The sequence below is a fragment of the Pseudoclavibacter sp. VKM Ac-2888 genome (assembly GCF_015351285.1).
Classification (GTDB): Bacteria; Actinomycetota; Actinomycetes; order Actinomycetales; family Microbacteriaceae; genus Pseudoclavibacter.
This window is the reverse complement of sequence record NZ_JADKSM010000001.1, coordinates 1,909,058-1,926,069: the sequence shown is the minus strand read 5'-3', so window position 1 is coordinate 1,926,069 and position 17,012 is coordinate 1,909,058. Positions and strand designations below refer to the sequence as shown.

Here is a 17,012-nt window from a genome sequence, read left to right as displayed (position 1 = left end):
AAGCATAGGGGCGTTTTTCCTTCGCGGCAAATCGGGTGCCACATCGGTGCCTGTTCGGCGTGTCGTGCGGTGCTCAGGTGGTGGCGAGCGCAGGCTTCGTCGTGACCGGATGTTCCCCGAGATGCGCGGAATCCCGGTGCAGACGGCGACCCGGTACGTGATTTGTCACCCGGGTCTCTGTGACGCGCTAGGCAGATGTTGACAAACTTGTTACTGTTTCTCGTGTTGTTGGTGTGAAACGAGTGGCTGCAGTGGTAGATGCGGTCTCGCGTTGCCGCAGAGGCGTCCGCCTCGTTCCGCACCCAAGATTCATCACGAGGAGAGCGCATGCCCGCCACCAGGAGCCCGAAGCCCCTGCGACTTCGCAACCGCTGGCGCACACCGCTCGTCGGTGCGGCATCCGCAGCAGTCCTCGCCGCGTTCGCGCTCGCAGCCGGCCCAGCCTTCGCTGCCGATGACGGCTACGCGACCTGGGAGGACGTCGTCGCCGCAGAGGGCAACGTCGACCGCCAGGAAGCGCTCATCAGCGAGATCGAGCAGCAGATCGCAGACCTCGACGCGAAGGTCACCGCAGCCGCCGCGCAGGCGAAGACCGCAGGCGAAGAGCACGGCAAGGCGCAGACCGCATCGAGCGAGAAGTTCGCCGAGGTCACCATCCTGCAGGACCAGGCCGATGCTGCCGAAGAGAAGGCATCGACCTCTCGTGAGAAGGCGGGCCAGCTCGCCGCCGCCATGAGCACGCGAGGCGCGGGCGACCCCAAGCTGGCGCTCTTCCTCAACCCCGGCGACGCCGACACGCTCCTCTACCAGCTCGGCACCATCAGCAAGCTCTCCGAGCAGACCGACGGCATCTACAACCAGGCCGTGACCGAGAAGAACACAGCGGACGTGCTCGGAACGCAGGCGACCACCGCGCACGACGAGCTGGCGAAGCTTGAGTCCGAGGCGAAGACGAAGTTCGACACGGCGCAGGCCGAGCAGGTCGTCCTCCAGAACGAGAAGTACCTCGCTGACAGCAAGAAGGCCGACCTCCAGGCCATGCTCGCTCCGCTCAAGGAGAAGCGCGATGTCACCGCCACCGACTACGCGGCGGGTGAGAAGCTGCGTCAGGAGCAGGTCGCGCAGACCAACCGCGAGCGTGCCGAGGCGGCCGCCGCGTACCAGGAAGAGGCCTACGCGCAGGCCGTCGCCGAGGCTGAGGCCGCCGGCGTGCAGGCCCCGCCGAAGCCGGACATCTCCAGCGAGGCTCCGGCAGTGAACGCGCCGCTCGCGCCTGCTGACCCGACCGACACCTCCGTCGCGCCCGAGACGCTGCGCCCGCCGCAGCAGGTCACGCCCCCGCGCCAGCCTTCGACCCCGCCGACGGCGACGGCCGACCCCACCGCTCCGGTCACGCCCCAGCAGCCGACCACGCCCGCCGAGTCCCCGGCCCCGGCACCGAGCCAGGAACCGGTCACCCCGCAGCCGACGACGGCACCGGAGCCGACAGCTGCACCGGAACCCTCGACCCCTGCTGAGCCACAGCCGACGGCAGCGCCCACGGCGGCTCCCGAGCCGGAGCCCACGAAGCCCGACATCGAGATCCTCCCGGAAGAGCCGCAGAAGCCTGACGTCGAGCTCGAGCCGGAGCCCGAGCCGGAGCCGGAGGTCGTCCCACCGACGACGCCCGAGACCCCGAACGGTGTCCTCGCCGGCTACTACGGCCCGATCAGCAGCGGCGTCGTCACCGATGAGTACGGCATGCGCCTGCACCCGATCTTCGGCACCTACCGCATGCACAACGGCCTCGACCTCGGCGTCAACGGCGGCACCTGCGGCGCCCCGCTCTACGCGGTGCACAGCGGCACGATCACCTACGCCGGCTACAACGGCGGCTTCGGCAACCACGTCGTGCTCGACTTCGGCAACGGCACCGAGGTCTCCTACTCGCACATCATGGACGGCGGCATCAACGTCTACGTCGGCCAGACCGTGAACGCGGGAGACGTGCTCGCCTACGCCGGCACCACCGGTTCGTCCACCGGCTGCCACCTGCACTTCGAGCTGAAGTACTGGGGCACGCTGATGGACCCGAAGCCGTGGCTCGCCTCGGCAGGCATCTACTACTACTGATCCGCACGGACGTCAGCTGACGTCAGCGCGCACGAGAGGGCGGCTCCTCGCTTCGGCGGGGGCCGCCCTTCTGCGTGACTGCGAGCCTTCTGCGCCCGCCGCCGCCCGCCGCCGCCCGGCCGCCGCCCGTGCCGGCCGCTGTCCGCTGCTGTTCCTGCCCGCCGCTGGCCGCCGCTGCGTCGTGTCGGTCGCTGGCCGCCGCTGTCCCCGCCCGCCGCCTCTGTCCAACTTGCGTGACGGTTCGGGCTTCGGCGTGCTCTGTGGCCCCTGCGGCTGGTTTCGTCACGGAAGCTGGACAGCGGCGGGATCGGTCGCCCCGGCTGTGACCAACATGAGTGCAGATTGGGGCTAATTCGAGCGGATTGGTGCCGTGAGACCCGGATCTGCACTCATGTTGGTCAAGCGCAGCGCGAAGCTCCGCGCACGACGAAGCCCCGCAGCCACTTCTGCAGTGGATGCGGGGCTTCGTCAGCCGGTCACCGGTCTGGCCGGTGAGCTGCGCCTACTCGGCGGGCTTGTACTGCGCGATGGAGCGCTCGATGATCGCCTCGGCGGCGGCGGCGTCGCCCCACGCCTCGACCTTGACCCACTTGCCGGGCTCGAGATCCTTGTAGTGCTCGAAGAAGTGCTTGAGCTGGTCCTTGGTGGAGTCGTCGACGTCGCCGAGGTCCTGGATCTTCGCCCAGCGGGGGTCCTTCGCCGGCACGCAGAGGATCTTGTCGTCTCCGCCGGCCTCGTCGGCCATGTTGAGGACGCCGACGGGGCGCACCTTGAGTCCGACACCCGGGAAGAGCGGGTACTCGAGCAGCACGAGTGCGTCGAGGGGGTCGCCGTCGTCGGCGAGGGTGTGCTCGAAGTAGCCGTAGTCGACGGGGTACACGAACGGGGTGAAGAGCACGCGGTCGAGGAAGACGCGGCCGGTCTCGTGGTCGACCTCGTACTTGTTGTGGCTTCCGCGCGGGATTTCGATGACGACGTCGTAGCTGCCCATGGCGCTCCTTCGTTGCGCCTGGTGGCGCTCATTCTGTGTGGCTTGTCGGCGGGCCCGGTGTGGCGCTGCTCGCCGCACGAAACCGTTGGTTTCGTTCGGCTTCAGGGTAGTGGATGCGCCTCGCTCGGGGCTGCGGATGCGCGGTTCGCGTCGCGCGGTTCGGCGTCGGGCGCGGCGGGGGTGCTGTGTGACCCCGGAATGATCGCCGGGTGCATGGTCGTGGCATGCTGGTCTCCATGGTTGATCTCAAGGAAGCGCTGCACGTCGATCCGTTCATCCCGCTCCGGGAGGGGACCGGCCAGGCGCTTCCGCACGCGTTGACGTTGGGGACGGCGTTGGCGGCTGGTGTGCAGTTCACGCTGCTCGGGGCCGCGCTGCTGAGCCTGCTGCGCCGCAAGCCAAGCCAGGTGCGGGGTTCGCGACTCGCGTGGGGCGCGTTCTCGCTGGTGAACTTCGTGGGTCCCATCTCCTACTTCCTCTTCGGTCGCAAGCGTTGAGCCGTCTGCCCGTTTCCGCGGCTCGCGGGTTCGTCCTTCTGGGATGTTCCGGCTTCGAGCGTGACGGTTCGCGCGGGCGCGTTTAGGCTGTACCTGTGTCAGATCGCCCTCGCCTCACTCCAGCTGTTGCCGACCTTCGTCGAGCCGTCCGTGGTTCTCTCCTCGGGCGCGTGCAGAAGGGCGACCGCATTCTCGTCGCGCTGAGTGGTGGTCCGGACTCGCTGGCGCTCGCTGCCGCGACGGCGTTCGAGGCGAAGCGCCTCGAGGTCGAGGCTGGCGCGGTCATCATCGACCACGATCTGCAGGAGGGTTCTGCGCGGGTCGCGGAGCGCGCGGCAGAGCAGGCAGCCGAGCTCGGGCTCGCCCCGGTGAGCGTCGTGCGTGTGAGCGTGGAAGACGTCGGAGCCGGTCCCGAGGCATCTGCCCGGGTGGCCCGCTACGAGGCGATCGAGGCGGTGCGCGTCGAGACGGGTGCGCCGTGGGTCCTCCTTGGGCACACACTGGACGACCAGGCGGAGACGGTCCTGCTTGGCCTGGCTCGCGGCTCCGGAGCGAAGAGCCTGCACGGCATGGCGCCGGTCACTGGCGCTCTGCTGCGGCCGCTGCTCGGCATCCACCGCGCGGTGACGGTGCAGGCGTGCGAAGACCAGGGGCTCTCGCCGTGGATCGACCCGCACAACAGCGACCCCGCGTACACGCGTGTGCGCGTTCGCGACACGGTTCTCCCGCTGCTCGAGAAGGAGCTCGGCCCCGGCATCTCGGAGGCGCTCGCTCGCACGGCGACGACGCTCCGCGAGGATTCTGAGACGCTGGATGCGCTTGCGCTCGAGTGGGCGCACGAGATCGTCAACACCGATGCGGACGGCCGCATCTCCCTCGATGTCGGCGGCATCGTCGCGCAGCCTCCGGCGCTGCGTCAGCGCATCTGCCGCATCGTCGCCGAGCAGGGCTTCGGCGTCTCGCTCACTCGTGGGCACACGATGGCGGTCACGGCGCTGGCGACGGAGTGGCGCGGGCAGGGCCCCGTCGATCTGCCTGGCATCCGGGTCGAGCGCGAGAAGGGTCGCATCCTGTTCGGGGCGACGGCCTCCGCGCACGACGACCACCTCGACGAGACCGCCTAGCTTCTACCGTTTCGCACACCGCGCTCGCTTCGTCGAGCGCTGAACCACCCAGGGAGCCAGGATGCGCGCTACTGATATTCCGAACGACGTCCGCGAGGTCCTCATCACGGAGGAGGAGATCCAGGCGAAGCTCGCCGAGATCGCCCGCCGTATCGAGAGCGACTACGCCGAGTGCGAGCCGCTGCTCATCGGTGTGCTGAAGGGCGCGGTCATGGTCGTGTCCGACCTGTCGCGGGAGCTGACGATTCCGCTGAAGATGGACTGGATGGCGGTGAGCTCGTACGGTTCCGGCACGGAGTCGAGCGGTGTGGTGCGCATCCTCAAGGACCTCGACACGGACCTCACGGGTCGCCACGTGCTCATCGTCGAGGACATCATCGACTCGGGCCTGACGCTGTCGTGGCTCAAGCAGAACCTGGAGTCGCGGGGCCCCGCCTCGGTCGAGATCTGCACGCTGCTGCGCAAGCCCGAGCGGCTCAAATCGGATGTCCCCGTGCGCTACGTCGGCTTCGACGTGCCGAACGAGTTCGTGGTGGGCTACGGCCTCGACTACGACGAGCAGTACCGCCACCTGCGCGACATCATCGTGCTCCAGCCGCACGTATACGGCGGCGAGTAGGCGCGCACGCTCGAGCGGATGCGCCGCGCGCCTGCAGCGAACACTGGACGCCGGTGTCGGGGGCCGCGGGTACCATGACTTTCGATTGAGCGCCCTGGTGCGCTGGCGAAGAACCGGCTGAAAGGCACCGAGCACGCCACTCGAGTCTCGACTTATGAAGCAAGTTACCAAGATTTTCAAGAGCCCGATCTTCATCGTGGTGCTCGCCGTGCTGGTCATCGGCCTGGGCTTCAGTCTCATCAACGGCAGCGGCACCCGCGAGGTGACGACGCAGCAGGGCCTTCAGCTTCTTCAGGAGAAGAAGGCCGACAAGGTCGTCATCGTGAACGGCGACAACCGCGTCGACATGGAGCTCGCGCAGGCCGACCCCGAGTACGGCCAGAACGTGCAGTTCTACTTCGTGGATGCGCGCGCCGACGATGTCGTGTCGGCGGTCGACTCGGCTGCTCCCGCTGGCGGCTACGACGACGACGTGCCTCAGCCGAGCTGGCTGCTCTCGGCGGTGAGCATCCTGTTCCCGCTGCTGCTCATCGGCTTCTTCATCTGGATCCTCTTCGCGGGCGGCCTCGGTGGCGGCGGCGGTCGTGGGGTCATGCAGTTCGGCAAGTCGAAGGCGAAGCTGGTCTCGAAGGAGAGCCCGCAGGTCACGTTCGACGACGTCGCTGGCGCGAACGAGGCGCTGGAGGAGCTGCAGGAGATCAAGGAGTTCCTCAAGGAGCCGGCCAAGTTCCAGGCTGTGGGCGCTCGCATCCCGAAGGGCGTGCTGCTGTACGGCCCTCCGGGAACGGGCAAGACGCTGCTGGCCCGTGCGGTCGCCGGTGAGGCTGGCGTGCCGTTCTACTCGATCTCCGGTTCGGACTTCGTCGAGATGTTCGTGGGTGTCGGCGCGAGCCGAGTCCGTGACCTCTTCGAGCAGGCGAAGCAGAACTCGCCCGCCATCATCTTCGTCGACGAGATCGACGCGGTCGGACGCCACCGTGGTGTGGGGATCGGCGGCGGCAACGACGAGCGAGAGCAGACGCTGAACCAGCTCCTCGTGGAGATGGACGGCTTCGATGGGTCGACGAACGTCATCCTCATCGCCGCGACGAACCGCCCCGATGTGCTCGACCCGGCCCTGCTCCGTCCTGGTCGCTTCGACCGGCAGATCGGCGTGGACGCCCCCGACCTCGACGGACGCGCCCGCATCCTCGGCGTGCATGCCAAGGGCAAGCCGCTCTCGCAGGACGTCGACCTCCGTGTCATCGCCCGAAAGACGCCCGGCTTCACGGGTGCAGACCTCGCCAACGTGCTGAACGAGGCGGCCCTGCTCACGGCTCGCTCCAACGCGCAGATCATCGACAACGAGGCGCTGGATGAGGCGGTCGACCGTGTCATCGCCGGCCCGCAGCGTCGCAGCCGCGTCATGAACGACCAGGAGCGCCTCATCACGGCGTACCACGAGGGTGGGCACGCGCTTGCTGCCGCGGCGATGCGCCACACCGACCCGGTGACGAAGATCACGATCCTCCCGCGTGGTCGCGCGCTCGGCTACACGATGGTGCTCCCACTGGAAGACAAGTACTCGGTCACCCGCAACGAGCTCCTCGACCAGCTGTCGTACGCGATGGGCGGACGCGTTGCGGAGGAGATCGTCTTCCACGACCCCACGACGGGCGCGTCGAACGACATCGAGAAGGCCACGAAGACGGCGCGCAAGATGGTCACGGAGTACGGCATGACCGCATCCGTCGGCTCGGTGAAGCTCGGAGAGTCGTCGGCCGAGACGGTGTACGGCCAGCAGGCGGGAGCCGGGCGCAACTACTCGGAGTCGGTTGCGGAGACCGTCGACCGCGAGGTGCGCCTGCTCATCGAGCAGGCCCACGACGAGGCGTGGAAGGTCATCAACGACAACCGCGACATTCTCGACCAGCTGGCGGCGGAGCTGCTCGAGAAGGAGACGCTCGACCACATCCGCCTCGACGAGATCTTCAAGCCCGTTCGGAAGCTCCCGGAGCGCCCGCAGTGGCTGTCGAGCCCCGACCGTCCCGTGAGCGCGCTGCCGCCGGTGCCGCTCAAGCCGCACATCCCGGTCGACCAGATGGACCCGATCGAACATGCGCAGGATGGCGGAGCCGAGCTCGGCTTCTAGGCCCCACGACGCGCCGCACGCCGCACGGTGAGCGTACGCCACGCGAGAAGAATGCAGGCTCCCAGATCTGGGAGCCTGCATTCTTCGTCAGCGGGTGGGTCTCACGCGCTGCGTGGGTCGCGGCTCAGCCGGTGCCGCCTCTCGCCTTCTTGAGGGCGGAGACGGTCACGCCGATGCTGACGGCCGCGAGGGGCACGATGAGGATGGCCATCTGCAGCAGGTTCCATCCGAGCGCGAGGAAGAGCGCGGTCGCGCCGACGGTGACGACCCACAGTGCGATGGCGAGTGGGGTGGATGCGAAGCTCCGGAAGCCGGGCCGGTCGCCGGTCATGGTGACTCCTCTGCTCGTCGGTCCTTCGACCCTCTCGAGATCCACCGGGTCTTGTCAATCTGGCGGCGTCTCGCACAGGGACCGCTGAGTGTGACGCGCGCGGCGAGGCCGGGGGTGCGCGCGGGGTTCGATTCGCGGGAGGATGGAACCAGACCCGCGCCGCGGGCCACGCGGAGTGAGGACTTGCAGATGAACGACATCGATTCGGGGTCGGTGGGGCGCATCGACCTGGTGCGTGCTCAGGCGGCTGTCCGAGAGTTCCTGTCGGCGATCGGTGAAGATCCTGATCGCCCGGGGCTCGAGCGCACGCCGGTCCGTGTGGCTGAGGCGGCGCTCGAGCTGTTCGCCGGTGTCGGTGTGGATGCGCGCGGGCCGCTCGCGAGTGCGAGGTTCCCGGTGGCGGAGATCGAGTCGCCGTTCGAAGAGGATGCTGGGGTGGCTGTGACCGGGGGAGTGTCGCAGCCTGTCTTGCTGCGAGATCTCGCGTTCCGGTCGGTATGCGAGCATCATCTGCTGCCGTTCTCGGGGCGTGTGCACCTCGCGTACGTGCCGTCTGCGTCGATCGTGGGGTTCGGCCGTCTGCACCGCATGCTCGAGACGCTCTCCGCACGCCCGACGCTGCAGGAGCGGCTCGGCGACGAGCTTGTCGACGTCATGATGTCGGCGCTGGATGCGCGTGGTGCCCTCGCGGTGATCGAGGCGAGTCACGCCTGCGCGGGGCTTCGCGGCTCCCGCCAGCAGGCCGGCACCGTGGTGACAGTGTCGGCGCGCGGGGAGCTGTCGGACCCGGTGGCCCGGGCGGAGATCATGGGGCTGATCGGCTCGCAGTCCCAGGCGCAGGTCACCTCGGCGCCCGAGGTTCCCGAGGGCGCTGCCGGATCCGATCAGCCAGTCGCGGTGCAGGGGCAGGTGCTGCGCGGTGCGCGGTTCGATCCGGTGCGCCGCTCTCGTTCGACGGCGGGCGAGGACGACGCGCCGCTGTTCGTCGAGCAGGAGGCCTCGGGGTCCGAGCAGGCGCTGGCGTTCGAGGTGTCGGCCTCGGCTGCGGAGGCGCAGTCGGGTGCGGGTCTTCCGGCCGCGGAGACGCCGACCGAAGCCGACACCGAAGCCGCTGCCTCAGCCGCGGTCGCCAGCTCGGTGGATGAGGCCGACGACACTGGGCCGGTGACGACGAACACGAGGCCGTTCGCCCTGCCGCAGCGCTTCACGAACCTGCTGCAGCCGGCTATCCCGAAGCGTCCGCGCATCCTGGGCATCCTGAACATCACGCCTGATTCGTTCAGCGACGGCGGCAGGTTCGAGGACCTGTTCAGCGAGAAGCGCCGCACGAAGCGGGCCATGCGACGCGCTCGGGAGCTCGTCGACCAGGGCGCGGACATCATCGACGTCGGCGGCGAGTCGACGCGGCCGGGCGCGGTGCGGGTGCCGCAGGAGGAGGAGGCGGCCCGCGTACTGCCGGTCGTCAAGGAGCTGGCGGCGCTCGGTGTGCTGGTGAGCATCGACACGATGTACGCGAAGACGGCCGCGGCTGCGCTCGCACTCGGTGCTGAGTACGTCAACGACGTGTCCGGTGGTCTGGCCGATCCGGCGATGCTCGAGGTGGTCGCCGAGAGCCGGAGCCCGTTCATCCTGAGCCACTGGCGCGGCCATTCGGTGCGCATGAACGAGCTCGCCGACTACCGCGACCCGGCGGCGGAGATCCTGGCCGAGCTGGCCGGTGCGCGAGACCGCGCCGTCGCGGCGGGGCTCGACGAGTCTCAGATCGTCCTGGATCCGGGCCTCGGGTTCGCGAAGCGCAGGGATGACAACTGGGCGGTGCTGCGCGAGCTCGAGCAGTTCGTGGCGCTCGGGCACCCGCTGCTCGTGGGCGCCTCCCGGAAGCGCTTCACGGGCGAGATGCTGCGCTCGGACGCGCAGGTGACGGAGCGTGACCTGCCGACGGCGGTCATCACGGCGCTGGCGGCGAAGGCGGGCATCTGGGGCGTGCGTGTCCACAATGTCGAGGCGAACCGGGTGGCGTTGGATGTCGTCGCCTCCTGGCGTGAAGGAGCACAGGATGACTGACCACATGAGCGGGCACGAGCCGGACCTCGATCGGCGGCGCGGTGCGGAGGTGCGGGCGGCCCAGGCGGTCGCGGCCGGCGGGCAGGCGCACGAGCACGCGTTCACGCGCGAACGGGTCGCGGATGCGAGTGGCGGCGGCGCCGATCTGGCGCCTGGTGCGGTGGCGGCTCTTCGCCCCGGCGCGCCCGAGCCTGAGCTCGACCGCATCCTCATCACGCGCATGCATGCGCGCGGGCATCACGGTGTCTTCGATCACGAGCGCCGCGATGGTCAGGATTTCTATGTCGACGCGGAGGCGTGGGTCGATGCGGCGGCGGCTTCGTCGAGCGACCACATCGGCGACACCCTGCACTACGGGGAGTGGATGCACGCGCTGCACGCGATCGTGACGGGTGAGCCGGTCGATCTCATCGAGACGCTCGCGGAGCGTCTCGCGTCGGCGACGTTCGGCTTCGACGATGCCGTGGCCGTGCGCATCACGGTGCACAAGCCGCAGGCGCCGGTCGCGCTGGACTTCGAGGACGTGGCGGTGAGCATCCTCCGGCACCGGCCGACGCTGCGGGGCGATCACCTCGAGTCGTCGGCGGCCCACGCGGTGTCGGCGAGCGCGGAGGACGACTTCCACGCCCGTGAGGCGGCGGCAGCGGCGGCGGCGCGAACGGCGTCGGACGCGGCGATCGTGATCGGCTCCGGGGGCGCTCCGAACGTCGCACCCGCTGAGCGGGCCCGTCGGGTCCGTCAGGCCGTGATCGCGCTCGGCGCGAACCTCGGCGACCGGGAGGCGACGCTGAGGTCGGCGCTGCGGAGCATCACCGAGCTGCCTGGCACGAAGCTCGTCGCGGCCTCGAGCCTCTACGAGACCCCGGCGCTCACCCTCGAGGGGGTCAGCGAGGAGGCGCCCGCGTACTGCAACGCGGTGGTGCTCGTCGACACCGAGCTGCCGTCGACGGAGCTTCTGCAGGCGCTGCATGCGATCGAGGATGCGCATGGACGCACCCGCGAGACGCGGTGGGGGAGCCGGACGCTGGATCTCGACCTCATCCAGGTGGCTGGCGAGGTCAGCAGCGGCGAGCTGGTGCTGCCGCATCCGCGGGCGCACCAGCGCGCGTTCGTGCTCGCTCCGTGGCTGGAGGTCGATCCGCGCGCGCAGCTCGCCCCTCACGGCAGTGTCGCTGAGCTGCGGGCGGCGGCGGAGGATCGCGTCGAGCGGATCGCTCAGTGAACCTGGCGAGCAGAACGAGGCCGGGCCTGCTCGTCGGGCTCGGCGTCATCGGCGGTGTCCTGGCCTGGTGTGTGGAGACGTGGCTCGTGACGTCAGGGCGCGCCGTCGTGGCGCCCCCGCTGACCATGCCGCTGACGCTTGCTGTTCTCGCGGGGCTGCTGCTGTGGCTCGCGTGGCCGATCCGCGCGTACACGCGCCGTCTGTGGCGTGAGCGTCGCGACGCCGAGTCTCGGCGGCGGGCCCCCGGGCTCGAGCGAGACCGGTCGTCGAACGACGGCGCGCGTCAAGAACATGGCACCAGGGGGCCACAACGTGAGGTGAAGGGGAGGCGTGTCGATCCGCAGTACGCGTTCCGGGTTCTCGCGTTCGCGCGGGCGGCGAGCCTCGCGTCGTCGCTGCTGGCCGGTGCGGCGCTCGGCGTCCTGGCGTTCGCGGTGACTCGCACGGTGCCGCCTGAGGAGCCCATCTGGCACGCGGTCCTCTCGCTTGCCGGGGCGGTGGCTCTGCTTGTTATCGGTCTTATCGCGGAGTCGTGGTGTCGCATTCCTCCGGGAGGCGAGGAGCCGTCGGCATCGCAGGATGCGGTCGCCGCGTAGCGGTCGTCGTTGAGCTGCCGCACCGTCGGAAAGGCGGCAAGTTCATAGGCATTCCTTTTTCGCATTCTCCGGGTATTTCGCTCGCATTCGAGAATCGCCGGAAGCGGGTGCCGCTGGTTGCTTTTCCGATTACTGTTGGCGACTATGCCAGAGGCTTCGTACCGCATTCTCATCATCGAAGACGATGGCGACGTCGCCGAGTTCCTGGAGACGGTGCTCCGGAGGCGCCTCGGGTGCGAGGTCCGCGTGCTTCGGGACGCGGTTGCGGTGCTGATGCACGTGAATGACTTCAACCCCGACCTGGTGCTCACCGATGTCGAGCTGCCGGGGGCGAACGGACTCGAGGTTCTCGGGAGTCTGCGCGAGATCAAGCCAGATCTGCCCGTCGTCGTCATGACGGCACACGCCTCCGTCGAGTACGCGGTTCGCGCCCTGCGCGATCGCGCCGACGAGTTCCTGCAGAAGCCCATCCCTGGGGCGGTGCTGGTGAGCACGGTGCAGCGTCTCGTCGAGGCGGCGAGGGTCAAGCGGGCGCGCAGCCCGCGCCGTCGGGTCCTCGCGATCGGCGCGCATCCGGACGACGTGGAGATCGGCGTCGGCGGCACGCTGGCGGCGCACGCGGCAGCCGGAGATTCGATCGTGATCCTGACGTTGTCTCGCGGCGGCCGCGGCGGTGACGCTGCGGATCGGCAGCACGAGTCGCTTGCCTCTGCGGAGTCGCTCGGTGCTCGTCTCTTCCTCGAGGACCTCACGGATACCGCCATTCCGAACAATGACCCGACGGTGGGCATCATCGAGCGGGTGATCGCGGAGACCGACCCGACGATCGTCTACACGCATTCTCGGAATGACCGGCATCAAGACCACCGTGCCGTGCACGAGGCGACGCTCGTCGCGAGTCGCAGGGTGGCGAGTGTGGCCTGTTATCAGAGCCCGTCGTCCACGATCGACTTCCGTCCGACGCGGTTCGTGACGGTCGACGGATTCACGGATATGAAGCTCGGTCTGCTTGCGCAATTCGCGTCGCAGGCCGACATCCGCGACTACCTGGCGCCGGACTTCGTGCTCTCCGCCGCACGGTACTGGTCGCGCTTCGGCACTGGCACGTACAGCGAGCCGCTCGAGGTGATCCGGGATGCGAGTAGCATCACTGCGGAGCGCGGCGACGGTGAGTTCGCGACGGTGCATAATCTGGGCACGACTGAGACTGAGAAGAAGAACCGCGCATGAGATTTCGAGTCCTGGTCACGGGTGCCGGCGGGCCGGCTGGGGTGGCGGTCATCCGCTCTCTCCTCGGTCGAGATGACCTCGAGGTGTTCGCCGCCGATATGGACGGCTGGGCGAGTGGCCTGTACCTCGTGGATGAGGCGCACCGGAGGCTCGTTCCTCCTGGCCTCTCCGAAGGCTTCTGCGATGCGCTGATCGACCTGGTCGCCGCAGACGGCATCGATGTGCTCGTGTCGACCGTCGACGTGGAGCTCCCGCCGCTCGCGGCGCGACGCGCGGAGCTCGGCGCGGTGCTCGCCGCGCCCTCCGCGGAGGCGCTCGCGACGTGCCTCGACAAGTGGCTGCTGGTGCAGGCGTGCGAGCCGCACGCACTGGTGCCGGCCACGGCTCTGCTCGACGACGAGGGCATCGCGCGCGACTGGGTGTTCCCGGTCATCGTGAAGCCCCGCAGCGGTGCGGGCTCTCGCGGCGTGCACCTCGTGCATTCGCGGGAGGAGCTCGAGGCGAAGACGCGGGATGCTGCGCTGCTCATTCAGGAGAACCTCCCGGGCGACGAGTTCTCCGTGGACGTCGTGATGGGTGCCGACGGCGAGGCGATCGCGGCGGTTCCCCGTCTGCGTGCTCGCGTCGATTCCGGCGTGGCGGTCGCGGGCAGGACGGTGCACCGCGCTGAGCTCGAGGAGACGGCCGCCGCCTGCGCCCGTGCGGCTGGGCTCGTGGGGGTGGCAAACGTGCAGCTGCGGTACAGCACCGATGGTCGCCCCGCGCTGCTGGAGATCAACCCGAGGTTCTCTGGCGCCATGCCGTTGACGATCGCGGCCGGTGTCGATATGCCGTCGCTCGCAGTGGATATCGCGCTCGAACGGCCGGTTCCGTCGCGCGTCGAGTTCCGTGAGGTCGCGAATGTCCGCTTCCTCGAGGATGTGTTCCTGCCCTTTGACGAAGTTCTCGCTCGTGACTGACACGAAGGCGGGTCCCGGTCTCGAAGCGCTGCTGCTCGGCGACTGGCATGTCCATTCCGATTTCTCGGACGACGCGGAGAGTCCCATCTCGGCGAACGTCCGTGCCGCCGAACAGCGCGGCCTGGTGACGATGCGGGCGACCGATCACGTGCGCGGCAGCACGGCCTGGGTGCCGGACTTCGTGGCTGCGGTCGTCGCGGCGAGGCGCACCACCGGGGTCGAGCTGGTGATCGGCGTCGAGGCGAAGATCATGGATGCGCGGGGCACGCTCGACGTGCCGAGCGACTTGCGGGTGGGGGCCGGAGGGGTGGATGGCATCGTCATCGCCGATCATCAGTTCCCTGGTCCGGATGGCCCGTGGTCGCCGCGTGAGACGCGGGAGCGTCTGGCGGCTGGTCTTGCGGTCGAGGATGCACTCGATCTGCTGATCGGGGCGACGATCGGCGCGATGCGGACGGCCGGTGGCGGTGCGCAGCTGGCGCATCCCTTCTCGATCCTTCCCAAGGTGGGCATCGAAGAGTCTCAGCTCTCTGCGGAGCACCTCTCGGCGTGGGCGTCTGCCGCTCGTGAGACGGGAACCTCCATCGAGGTGAACGAGAAGTGGGTATGCCCGAGTTCGCGGGCGATCGAGGCTGCTCTCTCGGAGGGGGCGACGCTGGTCGCCTCGACGGATAGCCACCGTGCTGCTGACGTCGGCGTCTATGCCCGGGTTCGCGAGCTGCTGGCGGAGGTGCCCGCGTTCGGTTCGTCGGACGCCGGGGGGCTCGCGTGAGCGCCGACGCCTGGCTCGATATCGGCGGTGCGGTGCTGGCGACGATCTTCGTCGTGTTCGTCGCCATCGGCGCTATACCGGCCTTCACGATGGCCTACCAGTTCCTCATCGTGCCGCTGCACGCTCGTTTCAACCACTACGAGAAGGCTGCGCCGTACCTGCCGAACGTGGCCGTCGTCGTCCCGGCGTGGAACGAGGGGGCGGTGATCGGCGGGTCCATCGACCGGCTCATGGCCCTGGAGTACCCGCCGGAGCGGCTCAGGGTGTACGTCGTCGACGACGCGTCGACGGACGACACCCCTGACGTCGTCCTCGAGCGTGCCGGTCGGTACCCGGGCCGGGTGTTCCACCTTCGTCGCGAGAAGGGCGGGGAGGGCAAGGCGCACACCTTGAACCACGGGCTCCGTCGCGTGCTCAGCGAGGACTGGATGGAGGCGCTGCTCATCATGGACGCCGACGTCATCTACCTTCCGGATTCGATGCGGAAGATGACGAGGCATCTCGCCGACCCCGAGGTGGGGTCGGTCACGGCGTACATCAGCGAGGGCAGCCTGCGCAAGAACTACCTGACGCGGTTCATCGCGTTCGAGTACGTCCTGTCGCAGGTCGGCAGCCGTCGTGCGCAGAATGTGCTCGGAGCTCTGGCCTGCCTCGCTGGAGGTGCGCAGCTGCATTCGCGCGAGAACCTGCTTGCCATCGGCGGGCAGATCGACACGAGCTCGCTGGCGGAGGACACGGTCACCACGTTCGAGACGCAGCTCTCTGGCCGCAAGGTGGTGTTCGAGCCGCACGCTGTCGTGCTGGCCGAGGAGCCGCGTCACGTCGGGGATCTCTGGAAGCAGCGGCTTCGCTGGGCCAGGGGCAACGTGCAGCTGACGAAGCGGTACAGCCACCTCTGGTTCCGCCCGTCGAAGGAGCACAAGCTCGGCACGATCTCGTTCGGCCTCTTCTGGTTCAGCGTGTTCCTGCTGCCGGTGCTGATGCTGCTCTCGTCGGTGGGCCTCATCGGCTTGTACCTGATGGATTCGCCGCTTGCCATGCTCGTGTTCCGCGCGCTCTGGATCGTGGTGGGCTGCGCATACGTGTACATCATGCTGTTCGCCGCACAGCTCGATCCGAAGGTGGGCAGGGTGGCGTGGCGTGAGGTCTTGCTCTTCCCCGGGCTGATCTCGATGGTCGTGCTGCTGGCGGCGTTCTTCCCCGGCCTGTTCGAGCAGCGCATCCCGGCGATGTTCGGTCTGACGCTCACCGAGGGCGGATACGACGCGTGGAACCTGGCGATCTTCGCTTGGATCTCGCTGTGCATGGTCGCGGCGTGGGGCATGAAGCTCATCGACTCGACGAAGTTCGGCCGGGTGGTGAATCCGTTCCTCGTCTACCTCATCGGCTACGGACCCATCCTGTGCGCGGTGACGTTCGACTCTTACATCAAGGAGGCGCGCGGCGCCGCGATGACGTGGGACAAGACGGAGAAGAGCGGAGCCGTGCTGGCATGAGCGAGTTGGGTGAACGCCGTCTGACGGAGGAGATCAAGCGGGACGCCAGAGCGGAGAACCGCCTGTACCTGCAGGCGACGCTGGCGTTGGTCGGCGTCGCAGTGCTGGTCGTCGTGAGAGAGGTGTTCTTCCTGTGAGCGCTGACCAGTTGCGGGTGCTGATCGTGGACGACAATGCGGACCAGCGCGAGCTGCTGCGCACGCAGTTCCGGAAGGCGGGGTGCGCCGCGAAGTCGGCGGCAACGCTCGACGAGGCCCTTGCGAGCATCCGCGTGGAGGTCCCGGACGTCGCGGTGATCGATCTGCTGCTGGGGGTCGGGAGCGGCTGGGAGGTGCGCGAGCGGATCTGCGAGCTGGTTCCCGAGGTGGCGATCGTCATCTCCTCGGTGCTCGACGAGACCGACTACCCGAGCTCGGACGATGTGCTCCCGAAGCCGTTCACGGGCAAGCAGGTCAAGGGGCTTGTCGCGCGTCTGCGTGCGAGGCGCACCTGATGGCGGCGAGGGTGGTGATCGCGGATGACGACGACGACATCCGCTTCCTGCTCGAGACGGCCGCGCGGCGGGCCGGCTTCGAGATCGTGGGCTCGTACGGCGATGGGGTGAGCGCGCTGCGGGCCGCCCTCGAGTCGGTGCCGGATCTGCTGCTCCTGGACGTCTCAATGCCTGGGCTGTCGGGGCTCGAGGTGCTCGCGCGTGTGCGCGCCCAGGAGGGCGACGTTCGGGCGCACGCCATCATCGTGTCGGCCAATGCCAATGTCGTGGCGCAGGAGGCTGGTGAGGCGGCGGGGGCGGATGACTATCTGACGAAGCCCTTCTCGCTGGCCAGCCTCGTCGCCAGGCTCAGAGAGGTCCAGTCATGAGTGTCTC

At 68.7% G+C, this 17,012-nt stretch carries 17 protein-coding genes; 15 read left to right on the top strand and 2 right to left on the bottom strand.

The window, feature by feature from the left end; translation table 11 throughout:
• Positions 1–327 precede the first annotated feature (327 nt).
• Positions 328–2,112 carry a peptidoglycan DD-metalloendopeptidase family protein gene (locus ITJ61_RS09120; protein ID WP_104240266.1) on the top strand — a complete coding sequence of 595 codons (1,785 nt, stop codon included), beginning with the start codon at positions 328–330 and terminating at the stop codon, positions 2,110–2,112.
• A gap of 502 nt (positions 2,113–2,614) precedes the next feature.
• Here the strand turns inward: ITJ61_RS09120 and ppa are convergent.
• Positions 2,615–3,103, bottom strand: a complete 489-nt coding sequence (gene ppa / locus ITJ61_RS09115; RefSeq protein WP_104240267.1) for an inorganic diphosphatase — start codon at positions 3,101–3,103, stop codon at positions 2,615–2,617.
• Positions 3,104–3,339: 236 nt separating this feature from the next.
• Here ppa and ITJ61_RS09110 point away from each other — a divergent pair, with 236 nt between their 5' ends.
• The 4 genes from ITJ61_RS09110 to ftsH all read left to right on the top strand — a co-directional run bounded on the left by ITJ61_RS09110 (position 3,340) and on the right by ftsH (position 7,474).
• Positions 3,340–3,600, top strand: a complete 261-nt coding sequence (locus tag ITJ61_RS09110; protein WP_104240337.1) for a PLDc N-terminal domain-containing protein — start codon at positions 3,340–3,342, stop codon at positions 3,598–3,600.
• Between the two features lie 95 nt (positions 3,601–3,695).
• Positions 3,696–4,724: a tRNA lysidine(34) synthetase TilS gene (gene tilS, locus ITJ61_RS09105; RefSeq protein ID WP_104240268.1), complete on the top strand. Its 1,029-nt coding sequence runs from the start codon at positions 3,696–3,698 to the stop codon at positions 4,722–4,724.
• 61 nt (positions 4,725–4,785) lie between these two features.
• A complete protein-coding gene (gene hpt / locus ITJ61_RS09100) occupies positions 4,786–5,343 on the top strand; it encodes a hypoxanthine phosphoribosyltransferase (protein WP_104240269.1) in 558 nt (185 codons plus the stop codon).
• A 154-nt stretch (positions 5,344–5,497) separates the two neighbouring features.
• The gene (gene ftsH / locus ITJ61_RS09095) at positions 5,498–7,474 is read left to right on the top strand and encodes an ATP-dependent zinc metalloprotease FtsH (RefSeq protein WP_104240270.1); all 1,977 of its coding nucleotides are present in this window, start codon (positions 5,498–5,500) and stop codon (positions 7,472–7,474) included.
• 124 nt (positions 7,475–7,598) lie between these two features.
• Here the strand turns inward: ftsH and ITJ61_RS09090 are convergent, their stop codons facing one another.
• Positions 7,599–7,805 carry a hypothetical protein gene (locus tag ITJ61_RS09090; RefSeq protein WP_104298191.1) on the bottom strand — a complete coding sequence of 69 codons (207 nt, stop codon included), beginning with the start codon at positions 7,803–7,805 and terminating at the stop codon, positions 7,599–7,601.
• Positions 7,806–7,994: 189 nt separating this feature from the next.
• Here ITJ61_RS09090 and folP point away from each other — a divergent pair, with 189 nt between their 5' ends.
• The 10 genes from folP (at position 7,995) to ITJ61_RS09040 (ending at position 17,005) form a co-directional block, all read left to right on the top strand.
• Positions 7,995–9,869 carry a dihydropteroate synthase gene (gene folP / locus ITJ61_RS09085; RefSeq protein ID WP_194686002.1) on the top strand — a complete coding sequence of 625 codons (1,875 nt, stop codon included), beginning with the start codon at positions 7,995–7,997 and terminating at the stop codon, positions 9,867–9,869.
• Positions 9,862–11,091: a 2-amino-4-hydroxy-6-hydroxymethyldihydropteridine diphosphokinase gene (gene folK, locus ITJ61_RS09080; RefSeq protein WP_181059685.1), complete on the top strand. Its 1,230-nt coding sequence runs from the start codon at positions 9,862–9,864 to the stop codon at positions 11,089–11,091. Before folP ends, folK begins: the two co-directional genes overlap by 8 nt.
• The gene (locus tag ITJ61_RS09075; RefSeq protein WP_194686001.1) at positions 11,088–11,687 is read left to right on the top strand and encodes a DUF3180 family protein; all 600 of its coding nucleotides are present in this window, start codon (positions 11,088–11,090) and stop codon (positions 11,685–11,687) included. The genes folK and ITJ61_RS09075 overlap by 4 nt, the downstream gene beginning before the upstream one ends.
• Before the next feature lie 144 nt (positions 11,688–11,831).
• Positions 11,832–12,917: a response regulator gene (locus ITJ61_RS09070; RefSeq protein WP_181059684.1), complete on the top strand. Its 1,086-nt coding sequence runs from the start codon at positions 11,832–11,834 to the stop codon at positions 12,915–12,917.
• Positions 12,914–13,876 (top strand): ATP-grasp domain-containing protein, encoded by a 963-nt coding sequence (locus ITJ61_RS09065; protein ID WP_104240276.1) that lies wholly within the window; start codon positions 12,914–12,916, stop codon positions 13,874–13,876. Before ITJ61_RS09070 ends, ITJ61_RS09065 begins: the two co-directional genes overlap by 4 nt.
• Entirely contained in the window at positions 13,869–14,648 is a 780-nt protein-coding gene (locus ITJ61_RS09060) for a PHP domain-containing protein (protein WP_104342476.1), read from the top strand. The genes ITJ61_RS09065 and ITJ61_RS09060 overlap by 8 nt, the downstream gene beginning before the upstream one ends.
• The gene (locus ITJ61_RS09055; protein ID WP_258063743.1) at positions 14,645–16,144 is read left to right on the top strand and encodes a glycosyltransferase; all 1,500 of its coding nucleotides are present in this window, start codon (positions 14,645–14,647) and stop codon (positions 16,142–16,144) included. The genes ITJ61_RS09060 and ITJ61_RS09055 overlap by 4 nt, the downstream gene beginning before the upstream one ends.
• Complete coding sequence (locus ITJ61_RS09050; RefSeq protein ID WP_160071101.1) at positions 16,141–16,281, top strand: hypothetical protein; 141 nt, start codon at positions 16,141–16,143, stop codon at positions 16,279–16,281. Before ITJ61_RS09055 ends, ITJ61_RS09050 begins: the two co-directional genes overlap by 4 nt.
• Positions 16,278–16,637, top strand: coding sequence for a response regulator (locus tag ITJ61_RS09045; RefSeq protein ID WP_104305858.1), 360 nt, complete (start codon positions 16,278–16,280; stop codon positions 16,635–16,637). The genes ITJ61_RS09050 and ITJ61_RS09045 overlap by 4 nt, the downstream gene beginning before the upstream one ends.
• Complete coding sequence (locus ITJ61_RS09040) at positions 16,637–17,005, top strand: response regulator transcription factor (protein ID WP_104240278.1); 369 nt, start codon at positions 16,637–16,639, stop codon at positions 17,003–17,005. Before ITJ61_RS09045 ends, ITJ61_RS09040 begins: the two co-directional genes overlap by 1 nt.
• Positions 17,006–17,012 lie beyond the last annotated feature (7 nt).